Origin of the sequence: Nonomuraea corallina (assembly GCF_027620315.1) — a bacterium.
GTDB classification, from domain to species: Bacteria; Actinomycetota; Actinomycetes; order Streptosporangiales; family Streptosporangiaceae; genus Nonomuraea; species Nonomuraea corallina.
The window spans coordinates 68,113-87,834 of the sequence record NZ_JAPNNL010000002.1 but is presented as its reverse complement, the minus strand read 5'-3'; the positions used below and the strand labels follow the sequence as shown (position 1 = coordinate 87,834).

Here is a 19,722-nt window from a genome sequence, read left to right as displayed (position 1 = left end):
CGGGGTACGGGGTACGGGGTACGGGGTTCGGGTCTCCCGGGGTACGGCGTCCCGGCGTCCGGGTACGGACTGCCCAGCATCCGGGGGTACGGGCGTCCCGCCGTCTGAGGTACGGGCGTCCCGGCGTCCGGGGGTCGAATGGCGGCTCAGGTGGGGTGGCTCCCGGCGGCGGCTCAGAGGGAGGTGGCGCCGGGGGCGGGGCCTTCCGCGACGACGGCGGCGCGGGTGCCGGGCGTCGTGGCGAGCACCCCGGCCAGCTCTGCGGCGTGCGCCTCGTCCCCGGCCAGGAAGGCGCAGGTGGCGCCGGAGCCGGAGACGATCGCGCCCAGGGCTCCCGCGTCGCGACCGGCGCGCAGGGTGCCGGCCAGCGGCGGATGGAGGGCGAGCGCGGCCGGCTCCAGGTCGTTGACGAGGCGACGGCCCAGCTCGGCGGCGTCACCGTCGCGCAGCGCCGCCAGCAGCTCCTCGTCGGCTCGCGGCTCGGGGACGGGCGAGCCCTCCCGCAGACGGTCGCACTCCTTGTAGACGTGGGCGGTGCTGAGCCCGGCATCGGCCACGGCGAACACCCAGTGGAAGGGACCGCCGACAGGCAGCGGTCGGAGCAGCTCACCGCGGCCCGTTCCGAGCGCGGTGCCGCCCATGAGCGCGAACGGGACGTCGCTCCCCAGCCCGGCGCCGATCTCCATCAGCTCCTCGCGGGACAGCCCGAGCCCCCACAGCTCGTCGCACGCCACCAGGGCGGCCGCCGCGTCGGCGCTGCCGCCCGCCATGCCGCCCGCCACCGGGATCGTCTTGTGGATGACCAGCTCGGCGCCCTCGTCGCAGCCCGCCCGAGCGGCCAGCGCGCGAGCGGCCCTGACCGCCAGGTTGCCGTCGTGCAGCGGCACCTCAGCGGCCCACCCTCCGGTCACCGAGACCGTGACCGAGCGAGCCGGCCTGGCCACCACCTCGTCGTAGATCGACACGGCGTGGAAGACGTTGACCAGGTCGTGGAAGCCGTCCTGTCTGAGCGGGCCGACGGACAGCTGCACGTTCACCTTGGCGGGCACCCGTACGGTCACCGAGCTCATCGATCTTCTGCCACTTCCGTCGCCGCAGGTTGAGGACACTCGATCGTATCCGCGCCCGCACACCCCGCGTACCGGCGCGCGCCCGGAAACCCGGTGACGCAGGCGGACCGGCCCCGGGATGATGGGACGGACCAGTTCGGGATGACAGGACCGACCGGCCCGGGATGACGGGATGGGAGCCGCCGCCGGCCTCCGGTATGGCAGGAACGGCGGCCGGGTGAGGTGGGAGGTGTGGTGTGGGCGCGGTGACGGTCGTCGAGGTGCCGCAGTGGCGTGGGTCCGGGGCGGCGACGGCGGAGCGGCTGGTGGAGGGAGCCTGGCTGCTGAGCGGGATGGTGCCCGCGGAGCGGAGGGTACGGGTCGAGGCCGGCGACGACCTCGTGGTGACCGCCGCACGGGTGCGGGAAGCGCTGACGGCGGCCGGCGACGGCTTCGTGGTCACCGTGGGCGGTGACTGCGGGGTCGAGTTGGAGCCGGTGGCGGCGGCGCGGCGCGCGTACGGGGATCGGCTGGTCGTGGTCTGGTTCGACGCGCACGGGGATCTGAACACTCCGCAGTCCTCTCCTTCTGGGGCGTTCCACGGGATGGTGCTGCGGGCGTTGACGGGTGAGGGGCCGCGCGGGCTGACCGCCGATCCGGCCGTCGATCCCCGGCGCGTGGTGCTGGCGGGGGCGCGCGACCTCGACCCCGGCGAGGCCGCGTTCGTGGCGGCGGCCGGGGTCGGGCACGTCCGCGCCGCCGACCCGGAAGCGCTCATCCGCGCGGTGACCGCCGCGAGCCCTCCGGAGCCGGCGGGCGAGGTGGTGCTGTACGTGCACGTGGACCTCGACGTGCTGGAGCCCGAGGTGTTCGGCAGCGTGGGGAGCCCGGTGGCCGGAGGGTTCTCGCCGGAGGAGCTGACGCGCATGGTGACGGCCCTGGGCGAGCGGTTCGCGGTGGCCGGGCTCGGGATCACCGAGTACGAGCCCGGCCGGCCCGGGGATCGGGACGTGCTCGCCCCCGTGGTCACGGCGCTGGTCGAGGCGTGCACGAGTCACCCCGGGCGGACCGCGCCGCGATAGGCCGAGCGGAAGTGGGGCGAGCGCAGGAACTGCGCGACCTTGACCACGTCGCCGGTCTTGGGCGCGTGGACCATGCGGCCGGCCCGCAGGTAGAGGCCGACGTGGGTGGGGTCGCCGGCGCCGCCGCCGAAGAAGAGCAGGTCGCCCGTGCGGAGCCGGGACAGGGGGACGCGACGCCCCTGCCGGAACTGGGTGCCGGTGTAGTGACCGAGCCGGACCCCTGCCCTTCCCCACGCGTACATGGTCAGGCCGCTGCAGTCGAAGCCGACGGTGCCCGCTCCCCTGCCGACGCCCCTGGTGGGCCCGGACCGGGAGCCGCCGCCCCAGGAGAACGGGGTGCCGATCCGCGCCAGAGCGGCGGTCGCCGCGATCCCGCCCCTGGTCCTGCGTTTCGATCTGGTGGCGGCACCGGGTCCGGCGGCGGGAGCGGCCTCGACGCCGCCCATGTCAGGACGGGCCCTCGGCCCCGGCAGCAGTCCCGCCCCGGGCCACCCGATCACCTCGGCGGGCTCGGGCAGCTCGGGTAGCCCGGCGGGCTCGGGCAGCTCGGCGGCCTCGGGCAGCTCAGGGGGCTCGGGCAACTCGGCCTCCTCAAGGAGCCGGCACAGGAAGGTGGGATCGAAGAAGCCGCTGCCCGGTGTGGGACAGGGAGCGGCGGCATGCGCGGGGGCGGGCACGGAGACGAGCCCACCGGCGAGCGCGAGTCCCATCAGGCGAATACGTGGCTTCATGGTCGGCCTCCTCGTGATCGGGGAGGCCAGGATCATGCGAGCGGCATGCCCGCCAAGGCGCCGAACGGGGTTCTGGGGACGACACCGCGTTGTCCACAGCCAGGCCGGCGGCACTCGGAGGACACGTCGACGGCACGAGCGGAGGCGCGGGATCAGCGTGGCACGAGAGCCCACACGACTCGTTCTCCTGCCCGCGTGCGGTGGGTGCCCCAGCAGCCGCCGGTGAGGTCGTCCACGATCCAGAGCCCTCTGCCGGACCGCTCGGAGAACTCCGGAGTGCGCGGCACGGGGATGGTGGGAGCGCCGCCCGGATCCGTGACCGCCAGACGCCAGTGGCGTCCTGCGCCCTCCAGGGTGAGGTTCAGACTCATCCGCACCCACGGGGCGGCGGGGACGTGGACGATGGCATTGGTCACCAGCTCGGAGGCGATCAGGGTCAGATCGTCAAGAGCAGGGTGGCCAGGCCCCATCCACTCCCGAAGTTCCTGACGGGCCAGCCCGGGGAGCCGGTCCAGCCCGGGGATCTCCCTCAGGCTCCAGACCTTCACGCCCGAGTACGGCGGCTTTCGCATGGTCACCTCCGAATCTCGGGCGTACATCGCTCGCTCGAAGCCGTACGCGCCTGTCTGCGGTCCACGTCCTGGGGACGACGGAATCCCTCACAGCATGGATTCCATACCGGTGGCGCGCCGCCCTGATCGGCCGTACAGTTCCTTACAGTGCGTAGGCCACTGCGTTGAGTGACCATCCGCGAAAGGATGCGATATGGCGCAAGACAGACAGGCGTGGCAGGAGTTCGCCAGGCTGCAGCGCCAATACCGGACGGAACAAGGTCTGAGCCAGGAGCGCCTCGCGGACAAGGTGGCCTACAGCGAGAGCGCGGTGGGGCACGTCGAACGTCTCATGCGCAAGCCGACCGAGCACTACACCCGCGAGATAGAGAAGGCCCTGGGGCTGAACGGGCAGCTCATGCGCCTGGTGCCGCCGATCCACGGCAACATGATGGGGCCGAAATGGTTCCGGGAGTGGCCCAAGGTCGAAGCTCTGGCCCACACGATCCGGATCTGGGAGCCCATGCTCATTCCCGGTCTGCTCCAGACGGAGAGCTATGCCAGGCACGTGTTTCTCGGAGAGCCGGGGGCCGTCGAGGAGGAGGCCCAGAAGGCCGTCCGCTTCCGCTTGCACAGGCAGGCTGTATTCACACAGCCCCGTCCGCCCCTGTACTCGGCCCTGATCGACGAGAGCGTCCTCCATCGCTCCGTGGGCGGGAGCGAGGTCATGCGAGAGCAGTTGGGCAGAATCCTCGACGTGCTCAATCCTCCGTACATCACGGTAAGGATCGTGCCTCTCTCAGCGGGGCTCACGATCGGCTGCCTCGGCGCCTTCGAAGTGGCGACCCTCGGGGATGGAGGACCCGACCACGCCTACCTGGAGAGCGCGGAGGAGGGGCGGGTGTCCAATCGCGCGGCCACGGTGCGAACGCTTATGGTGCGGTGGGAAGCGCTCTCCAGCATGGCGAACCCCGTGGACAAGAGCCGGGAAAAGATTCGTGAGGTGATGTTGAGTCATGGCTGACGCAGGCGGTCTGGCCGTGGGTGTGTGGACCAAGGCCAAGGCATCGGGAGGGAACGGCGGGAGCTGTGTCGAGGTGATGCGGCGACCGGATGACAGCGTTCTCCTCAGGGACACCAAGGACCAGGGTAAGGGGCCGATCCTGACCTTCAGTCCGGACGAGTGGCGGGCCTTCCTGGACGGGGTGTCGAAAGGGGAGTTCGACCTTCCTGAGTGACCCGGCCGATCAGGGCTTGTGTTCGGCGATGCGGGCGAAGGCGTGGACGTCGAGTTGCTCGCCCCGTTCCGACGGAGTCACCCCGGCGGCGCGCAGGGCCTGCTCCGCCGCCGCCGGGCTGCCCGCCCAGCCCGCCAGCGCCGCGCGGAGGGTCTTGCGGCGCTGGGCGAAGGCGGCGTCGATCACCGCGAACACCTCCTCGCGCGTGGCCGTCGTCGGCGGCGGGTCGCGGCGCACCAGGGAGACCAGGCCGGAGTCGACGTTCGGCGCCGGCCAGAAGACGGAGCGCCCGACGGGCCCGGCCCTGCGGACGTCGGCGTACCACGCGGCCTTGACCGACGGGATCCCGTACACCTTGGAGCCCGGCGCGGCGGCGAGCCGGTCGGCCACCTCGGCCTGCACCATGACCAGGCCCTTGCGTAGCGACGGCAGCGCCTCCAGCAGGTGGAGCACCACCGGAACCGCCACGTTGTAGGGCAGGTTGGCCACCAGCGCGGTGGGCGCGTGGCCGGACAGGTCGCCGGGCGCCACCTTCATGGCGTCGGCGTGGATCACCGTGAGCTTGTCCGAGAGACCTCGTTCGGCCACCGTCAGCGGCAGCTGGGCCGCCAGCACCGGGTCGATCTCGACGGCCACCACGTGGCGCGCCTCCGGCAGCAGCGCGAGGGTGAGGGAGCCGAGGCCGGGGCCCACTTCGATGACCACGTCGTCGGAGGTCACCTCGGCCACGCGGACGATGCGGCGGACGGTGCCGGCGTCGATCACGAAGTTCTGGCCTAGCTTTTTCGTGGGGCGCAGATCTAGCTTGTTCGCCAAAATACGTATTTCTGCTGGGCCCAGAAGCCTCATCATCCTATAAGTGTCGCGCATCGAGGACCCTGCGATGGCGTGTGGGGGCGGCTGAGGGGAGTATGGGTGGAACAGGAAGGGACGTCTCTCATGGAGCCAACGGGCGCCGCCCCGCTTCGCCCGACGGACTTACGGGAGATCGGACCGTACCGGCTGCTCGGGCGGCTGGGCGAGGGCGGCATGGGGACCGTCTTCCTGGCCCGCGCGCCGACGGGGAGGTTCGTCGCCGTCAAGGTGGTGCGGGCCGAGTTCGCCAACCAGGAGGGCTTCGCGGCCCGCTTCCACGCCGAGGTGGACAACGCCCGGCGGGTGGCCTCCTTCTGTACGGCACAGGTGCTCGACAACGGCAACACCGGTGACGGCCGGCCCTACATGGTGACCGAGTACATCGCCGGCACGGCGCTGTCCGACCAGATCTCCAGCTTCGGCGCGCTCGACCCGGGGCCGCTGCACGGGGTGGCGCTGGGGGTGGCGGCGGCCCTGGCGGCCATCCACGTGGCCGGGCTGGTCCACCGCGACCTCAAGCCGGCCAACGTCATCCTCTCGCTGTCGGGACCGCGGGTGATCGACTTCGGCATCGCCAGGGCGCTCGACAGGGAGACGGGGTTCACCATGTCCGGGGAGCTGCTGGGCAGCCCCGGGTGGTGGGCTCCCGAGCAGGTACGCGGCCAGACGGTCACTCCGGCGGCCGACATCTTCGCCTGGGGGTGCCTGGTCGCCTACGCGGGCAACGGGCGTCACCCGTTCGGCCGGGGCGACCCGATCACGCTCGCCTCCCGGGTGCTGCACAGCCGACCCGACCTGGGCGCGCTGCCGGCGCCGCTGAACGAGCTGGCGCGGCGGGCGACGGCGATGGAGCCGGAGCAGCGGCCCACGGCCCAGGAGTTGCTCATCGCGCTGGTCGGCGGCAACGCGCCCGCCCCGGCCGCGTCGGCGAACCCGCCGACGCTGGTGGCGACCGACCTGATGGCGGAATGGGAGCCGCCCAGCAACGTCCTCGACGAACCGGACATCACGGCGACCTTCACCACACCGCCGCCCAGTGACACGATGGTGAACCGGGACCCTTCGGGGAAGGGGCGCGCGGGGTCGATCCCGCCCCGCCGCCGGGAGGGTCCCCCCATGAACGACCCCTTACCGGGCGGTTCCTTACCCGGCGGCGAGCCCCCGGGAGAGCACCACGAGAGCGCTCCGCCGCGGGCGGACGCCACCGTACGTGACGAGGCGGCGCGGGGCGGCGCGGGAACGGCACGGGACCCGAGCGCACCCGTTCGACCGGCCGACCCACCCACGACGGTGGACGGGCCGCCGCACGGCCCAGGACAGGGCGCACCCGGGCAGGCGGTCGGGGAGCGGCACGCGCACGAGCCGGTGTCCGTGACCGAACTGGCCAGGTGGGAGGAGCAGGTCCGCCGCCCGTCCGCCGGTTTCCTCCAGGAGCGGCCCACCCCGACCATCCCGCCCCCGGACAACCCGCCGACCGACCCGGCCTACCAGCGTCCGCGTGGCACCCGGTGGCTGATCGCCGCCGCCGCCGCGCTCCTGGCGATCACCATCACCGGGGCCGTGCTCATCGTGACCTCGGGCCGCGACTCCGCGTCCCGCACCGCCGCGACCGGCTCCCCCGCCGCCGCCACCGCGCAGCCGAACGACGTCGGCCGCCGGTTCACGGTCGGGCGGGCGTTCGACGATCCGATGGTGATCGTCACCGAGGCGCCGCGGTGCGGGCTTCAGGAGTACGAGGGCAGGACGCAGACCCAGGGCCAGCTCTGCGTGCTCGGCTGGGTGATGGTGAACCCGGGCGGACGGCCGAGGGAGATCGGCGAGCCCGTGGTGAGCCTGCGCGACGACCGGGGAGGCCGGCACGACGCGCTCGACGGCGGGCCGAAGGTCGCCGCCATCGCGCCGGGCGACCGGATCGACGGGGTGTTCGTCTTCGACCTGCCGCCGTACCGCAAGCCGGTGGAGCTGTCGGCGACGATGCTGGAGGACGGCGAGCAGATCGAGGTCAAACTGTGAAGATCCGGGCGATCCTGCCGGCGCTGCTGCTGGCCACGGCCGCGCTGGGGGCCCCGCACGCGGCCGCGTCCGCCTGTGCCGGGCTGAGCGACTTCGACGGTGACGGCGTGGACGACGTCGCCGCGGGCGATCCGTTCGCGGCGGGCGGGAAGGGCGCCGTGCACGTGATCTCCGGCGACAGGGCGATCCCGGTGGCCGTGGAGGGGCTCGCGGAGGGTGACGCGTTCGGCTGGTCGGTGCGGCTGGCGAAGGTGGACGCCGACGCCTGCGCCGACCTGGTCGTCGGCGCGCCGTACACGGACGTGGACGGCGACGCCGACGCGGGGGCCGCGTACGTGATCTACGGGGGCGGCGTGGCGAGGCAGGAACGGTTGGTGGCCGAGCAGCCGCAGCGGGGCGCCCGGCTGGGCTGGGCGGTGGCGGCGCGCGGCGACCTCGTGGTGATCGGCGCGCCGTACGAGGACGAAGGCGAGCTGACGGACGCCGGGGCGATCCACGTGCGCAAGGGCGACCGCGGCGGGCTGCGGCGGGTCACGCAGGGCACGGTGGAGGTGCGGGGCAACAGCGAGGTCGGCGACCAGTTCGGCCACTCCCTGGCCGTGGGGCCGGGGAACAGTGTCGTGGTCGGCGTGCCCTACGAGAACGACGACGGCCAGGGCCGGCAGGTGGATTCCGGCAAGGTCGACTCGGGTTCGGTGGTGGTCATCCAGGACGTGCTGGCCACGGAGATCGTCAGCACGAAGCTGGACTCGCCCACGGACAAGGCGGGCGACAAGTACGGGTACGCGGTGGCCTGGGTGGACGGCGCCGGGCCGGCGGTGGGCGTGCCGGGCGCCGGGTACGTGCAGCTGTACGACGCGAAGCCGGCCCCGACGGCCCGGGTGCGGCAGGAGGGCCCGGGGGCGTTCGGGTTCTCGCTGGCCGCATCGGACGACGGCAGGCTGGCCATCGGCGCCCCGTGGGGTGGCGGCGTCCGGGTGGTCAGGGCCGAGGACGGCAAGGACGAGCGGCGGTTCCCGCCCGCTGACGGGCTGTTCGGCTGGTCGGTGGCATTCGGCGGCAACAAGCTGTTCGCGGGTGCGCCGGACGCGGCCCCGGGCGGGATGGTCACGGTGGCGGCGCGCAACTCCGACCGGTCGCGCCCGGTGCGCCCGTCCCAGGGGACCGACTTCGGCGCCTCGCTGGGTTGACCAGAGCCCTGTCAGCCGGACAGGTGGGCGCCGCAGCCCGGCCGTCGTCACCTCACCGGGACCTGGTCACCACTCGCCGAAAACCGTGACTCCGTTGGCGTCGACGGCCGCGCACAGCGCGTCCGGATGGACGCCCTTGACCTCCGCGAGGCAGCGCAGGGTGATCGGGATGAGGTAGGGGGCGTTGGGCTTGCCGCGGTGCGGCACCGGCGGGAGGTAGGGGGCGTCGGTCTCGACGAGCATCAGCTCGGCGGGCGCCACGCGGGCGGCCTCGCGCAGCGCGCTGTTCTTCTTGTACGTGACCGGCCCAGAAAATGACATGAAATATCCGGCGTCGGTGCATTTCTTGGCCATCTCCGCGTCCCCGGAGAAACTGTGGAACACCACCACCGGCGGCGCCCCCTCGGCCGCCAGCACCTTGAGCACGTCGTCGTGCGCCTCGCGGTCGTGGATGACCAGAGCCTTCCCCGTACGCTTGGCGATCTCGATGTGCGCGCGGAAGCTCGCGTGCTGGTCGTCCCTGGACGCCCAGTCGCGGAAGTAGTCAAGCCCGGTCTCCCCGACCGCGCGCACCTCCGGCCGCCCGGCCAGCTCCTCGATCTCGGCCAGCGTCTCGGCGGTCGCCGAGTGCGACTCGTTCGGGTGGATCGCCACGCCGGCGTGGACGTCGGCGTGGGCGGCCGCCACCTCGGCGTTCCACCGCGAGGACGGCAGGTCGTAGCCGATCGTCACCAGCCGCGTGACGCCCACCGCGCGGGCGTCGTCGAGGATGCCGCTCACACTGGCCGAGGCCGCCTGCGCGGCCAGGGCCACCGGATCGCCCGAGGACGCCTGCCGGTCTCCCACCATGACGTCGAGATGGCAGTGGCTGTCGAAGACCGGCGCGGACAGCGGCTCGGGCGGTGCGGGGCGCTTGGTCACGGGATCAGCCTTCCAGCCGGGCGAGTTCCTCGTCGACGACCTTCGGGTCGAGCTTCTTGAACAGCGGCACGGGCGGCGCCAGCGGGGTGCCGGGCTTGATCGGCCGGTGCTCCCAGCGGGCCGCGCCGTCGTAGTCGCCGGTGATCACCGGGTAGGCGGCGCCGCCGTCCTCGTCGACCTCGTGGATCTCCGGCATGCCGGACCAGACGCCCTCGCCGCCGAGCATCGCGTGCACCTTGTTGGACGAGCCGGGCAGGAACGGCGTCAGCATCGTCTTGGCGTCGTCGACCACCTGGAGCGCGACGTGCAGGATGGACTTCTGCCGCTCCGGGTCGCCCTTGAGCTTCCACGGCTCCTGCTCGGCGAGATAGCGGTTGGCGTCGCGGACCACGTCGAACGCCTCGGTGATGGCGTTCTTGAACCGGGAGCGGCCCAGCTCGGCGCCGACAGGGGCGAACGCGCCCCGCGAGCGCTCCAGCAGCGCCCGGTCGGCGTCGGACAGGTCGCCGGCCTCCGGGATCGCGCCGAAGTTCTTCGCCGCCATGGAGATCGACCGGTTGACCAGGTTGCCCCAGGCGGCGACCAGCTCGCCGTTGTTGCGGTTGACGAACTCCTGCCAGGTGAAGTCGGTGTCCTGGTTCTCCGGGCCGGCGACGGCGATGTAGTAGCGCAGCGCGTCGGCGTCGTAGCGGGCCAGGAAGTCGCGCACGTAGATGACGACCTGCCGGGAGGAGGAGAACTTCCGGCCCTCCATGGTCAGGAACTCGCTGGAGACCACCTCCGAGGGCACGTCGAGGGCGCCGAGCGCGCCCGGCCTGCCGCCCTTGTCGCCCTGGCCGTTGTAGCCGAACAGCATCGCCGGCCAGATCTCGGCGTGGAAGACGATGTTGTCCTTGCCCATGAAGTAGTAGCCGCGGGCGTCGGGATTCTGCCACCACTGGCGCCAGGCGTCGGGGTCGCCGGAGCGCCTGGCCCACTCGATGGACGCCGACAGGTAGCCGATCACCGCGTCGAACCACACGTACAGCCGCTTGTTGGCCTGGTCGCTCCAGCCGTCGAGCGGGATCGGCACGCCCCAGTCGAGGTCGCGGCTGATGGCCCGCGGCTTCAGGTCGCCGAGCAGGTTGAGGGCGAACTTGAGCACGTTGGGCCGCCATTCGCCCTGCTTGGAGCGCAGGTAGGTGCCGAGCACCTCGGCGAAGGCGGGCAGGTCGAGCATGAAGTGCTCGGTCTCGACGAAGACCGGCGTCTCGCCGTTGATGCGGCTCACCGGGTTGACCAGCTGGATCGGGTCGAGCTGGTTGCCGCAGTTGTCGCACTGGTCGCCGCGCGCCCCGTCGTAGCCGCACAGCGGGCAGGTGCCCTCGATGTAGCGGTCGGGGAGGGTGCGGCCGGTCGACGGGGAGATGGCGCCCATCGTGGTCTTGGGGAAGATGTAGCCGTTGTCGTGGAGACCCTTGAAGATCTCCTGCGTGACGGCGTAGTGGTTGCGCGTGGTCGTGCGGGTGAACAGGTCGTAGGAGAGCCCCAGCCCGGTCAGGTCCTCGGCGATCACCCGGTTGTAGCGGTCGGCCAGCTCCCGGGCCGTGACGCCTTCCTTGTCGGCCTGCACCTGGATGGGGGTGCCGTGCTCGTCGGTGCCGGAGACCATCAGCACCTTGTTGCCCGCCATCCGCTGGTAGCGGCTGAAGATGTCGGAAGGCACGCCGAACCCGGAGACGTGCCCGATGTGGCGGGGGCCGTTAGCGTACGGCCACGCGACGGCGGTCAGAATGTGCTGGGACATGGTCCAAGCCTACGGGCCGCCGCCGCGCGACTCGAACCGCTAGTGGCTGCCCGCGGACGTCTGCTCGCGCGTGAGGGCCTCGGCGGCCTCCTCGGCGGCGCGGGCCGCCACGTCCACCGGGGTCTCGCGGGTGCGTCGGATGCCCAGAATGCTGACGAACAGCGACGCGAAGATCGTCTGGAAGCTCATGACGAGCGCGGTGGCCGCCGGGACCACGATGCGCAGCGACTCGCGCGGGTCGAGCGCGCCCCAGCTGCGCACCTGCCAGTGGACCAGCGACATGACCAGGCCGACGAGCCCGGCGAGCGCCAGCAGGCCGCCCACGACCAGGCCGCGCTCCAGCGTGACCATGCCGATCAGCTTGCGCACCCGGCGCGACTCGGGCAGGAACCCCTCCTCGGCCGCGTACACCTTGGTGAACAGCGCGAACAGCGCCGACTGGAAGCCGATCACCACCGCGGCCGACGCGCCGACGAGCGTGTCGACGTCGAACGCCAGCTCCCCGATCTGCACCGGCCCGAACGTCAGCGCGGTCCCGGCCACCAGCCCGATCATCATCAGCGCGATGCCCGGGTAGAAGAACAGCCACTTGGGGCTGTAGAGGAGCAGGAAGCGCAGGTGGCGCCAGCCGTCGCGCCAGGAGCGCAGGTGGGGCGGGCGGGAGCGGCCGTCGGGCGCGAGCGTGGTGGGCACCTCACGCACGTCGTAGCCGGCCAGCGTGGAGCGCACGACCATCTCGCTGGCGAACTCCATGCCGCCGGTCTGCAGCCCCAGCCGCAGGATGGAGTCGCGGCGGAAGCCGCGCAGCCCGCAGTGGAAGTCACCGATCTTCGACGGGAAGAACAGCCGCCCGACGAACGAGAGCACCGGGTTGCCGAGGTAGCGGTGCAGCGGGGGCATGGCGCCCGGCGCGATGCCGCCCTTGAACCGGTTGCCCATCACCAGGTCGGCGCCGTCGCGCAGCTGCTCGACGAAGGGCAGCAACGAGCCGAAGTCGTAGGAGTCGTCGGCGTCGCCCATGATCACGTACTTGCCGCGGGCGGCGCGGATGCCGCCCATGAGGGCGTTGCCGTAACCCTTCTCGTCGACGTGGACCACCCGGGCCCCGGCGTCGCGGGCGAGCTGTTGCGAACCGTCGGTGCTGCCATTGTCGGCGATCAGCACCTCACCCTCGATGCCGTGCTCCTCCATGCAGGCCAGGGCCTTGCGCACACAGACTTCCACGGTCTCGGCCTCGTTGAGGCAGGGCATGACCACCGTCAGTTCCACGTCTCAACCCTTCAGTTAAGGCACTCACAGGCACACCATCATGCCGTGTGCCCGGCAATGGTCGCGGCATGTCAGTCAAACGACTGGCATTCTTTAGTGCATGGTGAGCGTCGCGGAGGGCACGGCTGTGGACCACTCCGCCCCAGGTCGGATGGCACGCGTGCTGGCTCTGCCGCGCCGTCATCGCGTGTTCGCCGCGGCTTTCGCCGCCGGCGCGGTGCTGCGGGTCATCACCATGCTGGGCTACGGCCCGGCGATGTGGTTCAACGACTCCTACGAGTACGTGTCGGTGGCGCTGCACCCGCGGCCCCACCCGATCCGGCCCGACGGGTACGGGTTCTGGCTGTTCCTGCTCAAGCCTTTTCACAGCTTCGCCCTGGTGACCTTTACCCAGCACCTGATGGGGCTGGCCACGGCGGTGCTGATCTACGCGCTGCTGCGCCGGAAGTTCGCGCTGCCCAAGTGGGGGGCGACGCTGGCCGCCGCGCCGATGCTGTTCGACGCGTACCAGATCCAGCTCGAACAGCTGATCATGTCCGACACGCAGTTCACGCTGCTCGTGGTGGGCGTGATCACGCTGGTGCTGTGGCACCGGCGGATGTCGTGGCGGGTGGGCGCCGTGGTCGGCCTGCTGCTGGCCCTGACCTGGCTGACCCGTTCGATCGGCCTGCCGATCCTCGCGCTCGTGCTGGTCTACCTGCTCATCAAGCGCACCGGGTGGAAGACGGTCGTGGCCGTCCTGACCACCTGCGCCGTCCCGGTGGCCGCCTACATGGGCTGGTTCGCCGCGGCGCACGGCAAGTTCGCGATGACCAACAGCGACGGGCTCATCCTCTACATGCGCACCGCGATCTTCGCCGACTGCGAGAAGATGAGCATCGACCCCTACAAGGAGGTCGAGCTCGTCCTGCTCTGCATCAACGACCCGGTCGGCGAGCGCAAGGACTACGCGCAGTGGTACCTCTGGGGTCAGGGCAGCGGCGACGGCGAGGGCACCGGCGAGGTGCTCCACCGCTGGGGCACCGGCAAGAAGTTCACCGACATCACCAACGAGGCGGCGAGCGCGTTCGCGACGCGGGCCATCACCTCGCAGCCGGGCGACTACCTGCGGGTGGTGGCCCGCGACTTCCTGCGCAGCTTCCACTGGGCCCGGCCGCGCTTCCCCGACGCGGCGACCTACAACATGTACGAGTTCAAGCCCTACTACGAGCTCGACAGCACCGGGAACCCCAAGCGGCTGCCCAACTGGCCGTCCTACCAGGGCCGCACCGACACCGACGCGTTCGCCTACGAGCAGGGGCCGCCGGAGACGCGCATCGTCTCCCCCTGGGCGGAGATCATGAGCGGCTACCAGAAGGTGTTCTACCTGCGGGGCATCGTGCTGGGCGGCATCATGCTGATCGGCCTCTACGGCATCGCGGTGCGCTGGCGCAAGCTGGGCGGGCCGGTGGTCCTGCCCTGGCTGGGCGCGTTCGGGCTGCTGCTGGCGCCGGCCGCGACGGCCGAGTTCGACTACCGCTACGTGCTGCCCGCCGTGCCGCTGGCCTGCATCGCCGCGGCCATCACGCTGCGCCGCGGCCTCACTTGGGAGCGGAGGTCACCCACGAGCCCATCAACATCCGAGCCCACCACTCCGACTGCGTCACCGTCTCCGCCGACAACACCGGGTGAAGCCACCAAAAGTTGATCAGGACGACCAGCGCGAACGCGCCCACGGCCGCCGCCCCGGCGGCCCGGCGCGGTGGAGGCGCGGCGGCCTTGCCGAGCAGCAGCCCCGCCATGAGGGTGGCGGCCAGCGCCATGAACGGCACCACCGGGACCATGTAGAACAGGTACATGGTCCGGTTCTGCGTGATCGCGTAGTAGAACCAGGGCAGCCAGCCGACCGCGTACGTCAGCAGCACCGCCCCGGCCCGCCAGTCGCGGCCGGAGAAGTACCAGACGAGGCAGCCCAGCAGGGCGAGCGCGGACCCGTACCACAGGGCGGGGGTGCCGACCCCGATCACGGCCTCGGAGCAGGCGTCGGCCCCGCACGCGGAGGGCGGCAGGCCGGTCGGGTAGTGGAACGACACGGGCCTGAAGAGCACGGGCCAGGTCCACGGCTCCGACATGTACGGGTGATAGTCGTCGAGCCCGCTGTGGTAGCCGAGCACCTGGACGTGGTACTTCAGCCACGACCGGGCCGAGTCGACCACGAAGAAGATCGGCCCTGACGAGGTGGCCTGGTCCCAGTTGCGGCCGTAGCCGGCGTCGGTGACGAACCAGCCGGTCCACGACAGCACGTACGCGACCGCGGGCAGGGCGGCGAAAGAGGCCGCGGCCGGCGGCAGGTCGTGCGCGAGGGCCCCCCGGTACGGCTCGCGCAGCCCGATCGCGCGCCTGGCCCCCAGGTCCCACGCGAAGCTCAGGACCGCGAACGCGAGCAGGAAGAAGACGCCGGACCACTTGACCGCGCAGGCCGCGCCGAGGCACACCCCGGCGGCGATCCGCCACGGCCGCGCCCCGAGCCGGGGCCCTTGGGGGGACAAGGGTGAGGTCTCGTACCAGTCGACCAGCCGCTCGCGGGCCCGGTCGCGGTCGACGACCAGGCAGGCGAAGGCGGCCAGCACCCAGAACATGAGGAAGATGTCGAGCAGGGCGGTGCGCGAGAGCACGAAGTGCAGCCCGTCCAGCGCCAGCAGCAGCCCGGCGAAGCAGCCCAGCAGCGTCGAGCGGGTCATCCGCCGCGCCACCCGGGCGAGCATGAGGATGGACAGCGTGCCGACCACGGCGGCGGCGAACCGCCAGCCGAACGGGTTCATCCCGAACAGCCACTCGCCCGCGCCGATCATCCACTTGCCCAGCGGCGGGTGCGACACGTAGGAGGCGCACTGGTCGTAGTCGGCGCACTGGCGGAAGATGTCCAGGTTGCCGGCGATGAGGCGCTTGTCGGCGATGGGATTGTCGGAGTCGCCCAGCATGGCCCGCTCCGCACCGTACAGAAGCAGCGCGTACGCGTCCTTGGCGTAGTACGTCTCGTCGAACACCACCGCGTGCGGCCGGGCGAGGTCGGTGAAGCGGAAGATCCCGCCGAAGACCGTGACGATGATCGGTCCCAGCCAGCCCCACAGCGCGCTCCCCGGCATCGGCGGGACCAGGTTGTGGCGCGAAACCCCCCAGTTCCTCACGATGGGCACCCTATGGGGTCGCCGAACGCCTGTGAACCGCGTCGTACAGCTCACGCTTGGGCACGCCCGCCGCCCTGGCGACGTCGGCGACGGCCGCCTTGCGCTGCTCGCCCGCCGCGACCCGCCGGTCCACCTCGGTCACCAGCGCGGGCAGGTCGGCCTCGGCCGCCACGGCGGTGTGTCCGGCGACCACCACGGTGATCTCGCCCTTGACGCCCGCCTCCGCCCAGGCGGCCAGCTCGCCCAGCCCGCCGCGGCGCACCTCCTCGTACGTCTTGGTCAGCTCGCGGCAGACGGCGGCCGGGCGGTCGGCGCCGAACGCCTCCGCCATCGCGGCCAGCGACCCGGCCAGCCGGTGCGGCGCCTCGAAGAACACCATCGTGCGCTCCTCGCGGGCCAGCGCCTCCAGGCGGCGGGCCCGGTCGCCGGCCTTGCGCGGCGGGAAGCCCTCGAAGCAGAACCGGTCACTGGGCAGCCCGGAGACGGCCAGCGCGGTCGTGACGGCGCTCGGGCCGGGCAGCGCGGTGACGGTGACGCCCGCCTCGACGGCCAGGCGGGTCAGCCGGTAGCCGGGGTCGGAGACTCCCGGCATGCCCGCGTCGGTGATCACCACCACCGTGCGGCCCTCCCTGAGGGTCTCCAGCAGCTCCTGGGCGCGGGCGGCCTCGTTGGCGTCGTAGTAGGACACCACGCGGCCGCCGATCTCCACGCCCAGCTCGCCGGCCAGCCTGCGCAGCCTCCTGGTGTCCTCGGCGGCCACCACGTCGGCGCCCGCCAGCGCCTCGCGCAGCCGCGGCGACACGTCGCCCGCCTGTCCTATCGGCGCGCCCGCCAGCACCAACCTGCCCTCACCAGTCATCCGGCCATTGTGGCAGTCCGGGTCAGGTCCGATTGAGCCGTGTTTCTTGGTGGACACCCGCCCGAGCCCCGTACGATGTCCGAATGGCGGTGACCGATTTCCCGTACCAGACCTCCGGCGATCCGGGGTCTGGCGAGAGCAGTCCCCGCGCGCTGTCCGTGCGTGACCGGGTGATCCCGCCGATGCGCGGCAGTGTGCTGTGGGGCTGGATCGGCCCCCTGCTCGTCACGGTCTTCGGAGGCGTCCTCCGCTTCGTCGGCCTGGGGCATCCGCAGGCGGTGGTCTTCGACGAGACCTACTACGCCAAGGACGCCTTCTCGCTGATCACCTGGGGCGTCGAGCGCACCACGGTCAAGGACGCCGACAAGGCGATCCTGGCCGGCGACACGGACGTCTTCCAGAAGTGCGCCGACGGCGCCCTCGACCAGTGCGCCTCCTACGTGGTCCACCCGCCGCTGGGCAAGTGGATGATCGGCGCGGGCGAGTGGCTGTTCGGGATGAACCCGTTCGGCTGGCGGTTCGCCGCCGCCGTGGTCGGCACGCTGTCGATCCTGGTCCTGGCCCGGGTGGCGCGGCGGATGACCCGTTCGACGCTGCTGGGCTGCTTCGCCGGGCTGCTGCTGGCGCTGGACGGGCTGCACTTCGTGCTCTCGCGCACCGCCCTGCTCGACATCTTCCTCATGTTCTGGGTGCTGGCCGCCTTCGCCTGCCTGGTCGTCGACCGCGACCGGGCCCGCGAGCGGCTGGTCGACTGGTATGAGACCTCACCCTTGTCCCCCCAAGGGCCCCGGCTGGGGGTGCGGCCGTGGCGGATCGCCGCCGGAGTGTGCCTCGGCCTGGCGATGTCGGTCAAGTGGTCGGGGCTGTTCTTCGCGGTCGCCTTCGCCGCCATGTCGGTGATGTGGGACTTCGGGGCGCGCCGCGCCGTCGGGCTGCGCGACCCGTACCGCGGCGCGCTGACCAAGGACGTGTCCAACGCGCTGGCCGGGCTGGCCGCCGCGCCGTTCGCGGCCTACATGGTCACCTGGGCCGGCTGGTTCGTGAACGCGACCGGCTACGGCCGCAACTGGGACCAGGCCACCTCGTCAGGGCCGATCTTCTTCGTCATCGACTCGGCCCGCTCCTGGGTGAAGTACCAGTGGCAGGTGTTCACCTTCCACGAGGGCCTGGAGACGTCCCACCCCTACATGTCCGAGCCGTGGACGTGGCCGCTGCTGCTGCGCCCGGTGGCCTTCCACTACGAGGGCGACAAGACCGGCTGCGGGGCCACCGCCTGCTCGGAGGCGGTGCTGGGGGTCGGCACGCCGCTCATCTGGTTCGGCGGGCTGGCCGCGCTGGTGGCGCTGGTGGCGTGGTACTTCGCGACCCGCGACTGGCGGGCCGGGGCGGTGCTGCTGGCCTACGCGATGGGCTGGCTGCCCTGGTTCTACTTCGCGATCGCGAGCAACCGGACGATGTTCCTGTTCTACGCGATCCCGATGGTGCCCTTCATGATCCTGGCGATCACGCTCTGCGCCGGATGGATCATAGGCCCGGCCGCGCCGGGCCCTGACGGCAGGCCCACGTCCCGGCGGATGTACGGGGCGCTGGCGGTCGGCGCGTTCGCCTTGTTCACGCTGATCAACTTCTGGTGGCTGCATCCTGTACTGTCGGCCGAGCTGATCCCCTACGTGGAGTGGAAGGGAAGAATGCTCTTCAGCGAACGATGGATCTAGTCCGGTCACCGTCCATTACATAGTGATCTCATAGGGTAGTCGCTGTGCTAGACCCAATACGCACGGGATTCGGTCATCGTCAGGGCTGGGGTCCATACGGCAAACTTCGAGGCATGAGTGCACCGGACGTCGCCGCGCTGCTGGCGGAGTTGGAGCGGTCCGAGCCGGACCTCGCCGACGAGGCCAGGACCGCGGTCGAGTGGCTGACCGGCGGCGAGCCGCTGGAGACGGTGACGCAGCTCGATGTCTGCGAGTTCCTCTGGTACACCCTGCCGCTCAAGGTGGGGGGTGACCACGAGCGGCTGGCCCGTTCGCTGGGGCGGCTGCTGAAGCTCGGCGGCCTCGAACGCTACGCGGCGCTGTGCGTCTCGCCGACCACGGCCCGGATTCTGCGCACGTACGCGCGAGACGGCGAGGACGCCGGCACCCGCGCCTACCACCACGCCCTGGAGGAGACGGGCGTGCTCCCTCCGGACGTGCCCGAGCTGCAGTGGAGCATGATCATGGGGCCGGAGGAGCTGGGCGCCCACGTGGCCTGCTCCGCGGCGCTGGAGCTGTCCATCCTGGCCGGCGAGAACGTCGACCGGGTGGCGCTGACCCGCCGCTGGCTCACCGAGCCCCGAGCCGACCTGGGCGGCGACAGCTGGCTGCACCGGGTCCAGGGCGAGCGGCTGAACCGCTGGGTGCTGGGCCGCGGCCCGGCCAGGCGGAAGCTGGCCCAGCCGTTCGAGGTGCGGCTGCACGCCCCGGTCGCCCCGCAACCGCTCCCGGCGCTCCACCGGCTGCTGTCGGTCGCCGCCGCCGAGGGCACGCTGCCGTTCCGGCTGGCGCCGTCGCCCGAGGCGCTGCGGCTGCGCGAGCTGGCCGAGCACGAGCTGGGCGCGCTGAGCCGCGACGGCTCCCGGCTGACCGTGACCGGGTTCGGGCGCAAGCTGCTCGCCTCCCCCGAGCTGATGTGGGACGCGGTGACCAGGCTGCTGCTGGCCCGGGGCGACGAGTTCGAGCTGTCGGTGCGGGAGGCGGCGCTCATGCTGCTGGCCGACGGCGTGCTGATGTCCCCCGCCGAGCTCCGCGAGAAGGTCGCGGAGGTGGTCGGCGGCGAGGGCTGGCATGCCGCCTCGGGTCCTGAGGACGTGGCGGCCGCGCTGGCGCGCCTGATCGACCAGTTGGCGGCGCTCGACCTGGCCTTCGCCGACCCGCTGGCGGTGCGGCTGACCTGGGCCGGCCGGTTCGCGGCGCTGGCGGCGCTGCGCGCGCACGCGCTGCGGCCGAGGAAGTACGTCAACGCCGCCTGAC

Annotated in this window: 17 protein-coding genes; 8 read left to right on the top strand and 9 right to left on the bottom strand. The window is 71.9% G+C overall.

Going from position 1 to position 19,722, the window contains the following annotated elements:
• Positions 1-173 precede the first annotated feature (173 nt).
• Positions 174-1,070: a 4-(cytidine 5'-diphospho)-2-C-methyl-D-erythritol kinase gene (locus OUY22_RS01035; RefSeq protein WP_270152751.1), complete on the bottom strand. Its 897-nt coding sequence runs from the start codon at positions 1,068-1,070 to the stop codon at positions 174-176.
• A 236-nt stretch (positions 1,071-1,306) separates the two neighbouring features.
• Here OUY22_RS01035 and OUY22_RS01030 point away from each other — a divergent pair, with 236 nt between their 5' ends.
• Positions 1,307-2,131 carry an arginase family protein gene (locus OUY22_RS01030; RefSeq protein ID WP_270152749.1) on the top strand — a complete coding sequence of 275 codons (825 nt, stop codon included), beginning with the start codon at positions 1,307-1,309 and terminating at the stop codon, positions 2,129-2,131.
• On the opposite strand, the gene OUY22_RS01025 is transcribed toward OUY22_RS01030, so the two are convergent.
• A complete protein-coding gene (locus OUY22_RS01025) occupies positions 2,104-2,862 on the bottom strand; it encodes an NlpC/P60 family protein (protein ID WP_270152748.1) in 759 nt (252 codons plus the stop codon). The genes OUY22_RS01030 and OUY22_RS01025 overlap by 28 nt on opposite strands.
• 152 nt (positions 2,863-3,014) lie before the next feature.
• Positions 3,015-3,434 (bottom strand): ATP-binding protein, encoded by a 420-nt coding sequence (locus OUY22_RS01020; protein WP_270152747.1) that lies wholly within the window; start codon positions 3,432-3,434, stop codon positions 3,015-3,017.
• Between the two features lie 193 nt (positions 3,435-3,627).
• On the opposite strand from OUY22_RS01020, the gene OUY22_RS01015 reads away from it, so the two are divergent.
• Positions 3,628-4,437, top strand: coding sequence for a helix-turn-helix domain-containing protein (locus OUY22_RS01015; RefSeq protein ID WP_270152745.1), 810 nt, complete (start codon positions 3,628-3,630; stop codon positions 4,435-4,437).
• On the top strand, positions 4,430-4,651 hold the full coding sequence (locus OUY22_RS01010) for a DUF397 domain-containing protein (protein ID WP_270152744.1): 222 nt from the start codon (positions 4,430-4,432) through the stop codon (positions 4,649-4,651). Before OUY22_RS01015 ends, OUY22_RS01010 begins: the two co-directional genes overlap by 8 nt.
• A gap of 9 nt (positions 4,652-4,660) precedes the next feature.
• On the opposite strand, the gene rsmA is transcribed toward OUY22_RS01010, so the two are convergent.
• Positions 4,661-5,500, bottom strand: coding sequence for a 16S rRNA (adenine(1518)-N(6)/adenine(1519)-N(6))-dimethyltransferase RsmA (gene rsmA / locus OUY22_RS01005; protein ID WP_270152781.1), 840 nt, complete (start codon positions 5,498-5,500; stop codon positions 4,661-4,663).
• Positions 5,501-5,590: 90 nt separating this feature from the next.
• Between rsmA and OUY22_RS01000 the strand changes: the two genes are divergently transcribed.
• Both OUY22_RS01000 and OUY22_RS00995 read left to right on the top strand, forming a co-directional pair.
• Positions 5,591-7,519, top strand: coding sequence for a protein kinase domain-containing protein (locus OUY22_RS01000; RefSeq protein WP_270152742.1), 1,929 nt, complete (start codon positions 5,591-5,593; stop codon positions 7,517-7,519).
• The gene (locus OUY22_RS00995; protein WP_270152740.1) at positions 7,516-8,709 is read left to right on the top strand and encodes a hypothetical protein; all 1,194 of its coding nucleotides are present in this window, start codon (positions 7,516-7,518) and stop codon (positions 8,707-8,709) included. The genes OUY22_RS01000 and OUY22_RS00995 overlap by 4 nt, the downstream gene beginning before the upstream one ends.
• A gap of 66 nt (positions 8,710-8,775) precedes the next feature.
• Here OUY22_RS00995 and OUY22_RS00990 read toward each other — a convergent pair whose 3' ends face one another.
• The 3 genes from OUY22_RS00990 to OUY22_RS00980 are packed head-to-tail and all read right to left on the bottom strand — an operon-like array spanning position 8,776 to position 12,685.
• Positions 8,776-9,630 carry a TatD family hydrolase gene (locus OUY22_RS00990; protein WP_270152738.1) on the bottom strand — a complete coding sequence of 285 codons (855 nt, stop codon included), beginning with the start codon at positions 9,628-9,630 and terminating at the stop codon, positions 8,776-8,778.
• Between the two features lie 4 nt (positions 9,631-9,634).
• Positions 9,635-11,416 (bottom strand): methionine--tRNA ligase, encoded by a 1,782-nt coding sequence (gene metG, locus OUY22_RS00985; protein ID WP_270152736.1) that lies wholly within the window; start codon positions 11,414-11,416, stop codon positions 9,635-9,637.
• 39 nt (positions 11,417-11,455) lie between these two features.
• Positions 11,456-12,685, bottom strand: a complete 1,230-nt coding sequence (locus OUY22_RS00980; protein WP_270152734.1) for a glycosyltransferase family 2 protein — start codon at positions 12,683-12,685, stop codon at positions 11,456-11,458.
• 151 nt (positions 12,686-12,836) lie between these two features.
• On the opposite strand from OUY22_RS00980, the gene OUY22_RS00975 reads away from it, so the two are divergent.
• Positions 12,837-14,372: a hypothetical protein gene (locus OUY22_RS00975; protein WP_270152732.1), complete on the top strand. Its 1,536-nt coding sequence runs from the start codon at positions 12,837-12,839 to the stop codon at positions 14,370-14,372.
• On the opposite strand, the gene OUY22_RS00970 is transcribed toward OUY22_RS00975, so the two are convergent.
• Together OUY22_RS00970 and rsmI are read right to left on the bottom strand one after the other, a co-directional pair.
• The gene (locus OUY22_RS00970; RefSeq protein ID WP_270152730.1) at positions 14,266-15,852 is read right to left on the bottom strand and encodes a dolichyl-phosphate-mannose--protein mannosyltransferase; all 1,587 of its coding nucleotides are present in this window, start codon (positions 15,850-15,852) and stop codon (positions 14,266-14,268) included. The genes OUY22_RS00975 and OUY22_RS00970 overlap by 107 nt on opposite strands.
• Positions 15,853-15,862: 10 nt before the next feature.
• The gene (rsmI, locus tag OUY22_RS00965; RefSeq protein ID WP_270152728.1) at positions 15,863-16,711 is read right to left on the bottom strand and encodes a 16S rRNA (cytidine(1402)-2'-O)-methyltransferase; all 849 of its coding nucleotides are present in this window, start codon (positions 16,709-16,711) and stop codon (positions 15,863-15,865) included.
• Between the two features lie 83 nt (positions 16,712-16,794).
• On the opposite strand from rsmI, the gene OUY22_RS00960 reads away from it, so the two are divergent.
• Both OUY22_RS00960 and OUY22_RS00955 read left to right on the top strand, forming a co-directional pair.
• The gene (locus tag OUY22_RS00960; RefSeq protein ID WP_270152726.1) at positions 16,795-18,426 is read left to right on the top strand and encodes a dolichyl-phosphate-mannose--protein mannosyltransferase; all 1,632 of its coding nucleotides are present in this window, start codon (positions 16,795-16,797) and stop codon (positions 18,424-18,426) included.
• A 113-nt stretch (positions 18,427-18,539) separates the two neighbouring features.
• Positions 18,540-19,721, top strand: a complete 1,182-nt coding sequence (locus tag OUY22_RS00955) for a hypothetical protein (protein WP_270152724.1) — start codon at positions 18,540-18,542, stop codon at positions 19,719-19,721.
• Position 19,722 lies beyond the last annotated feature (1 nt).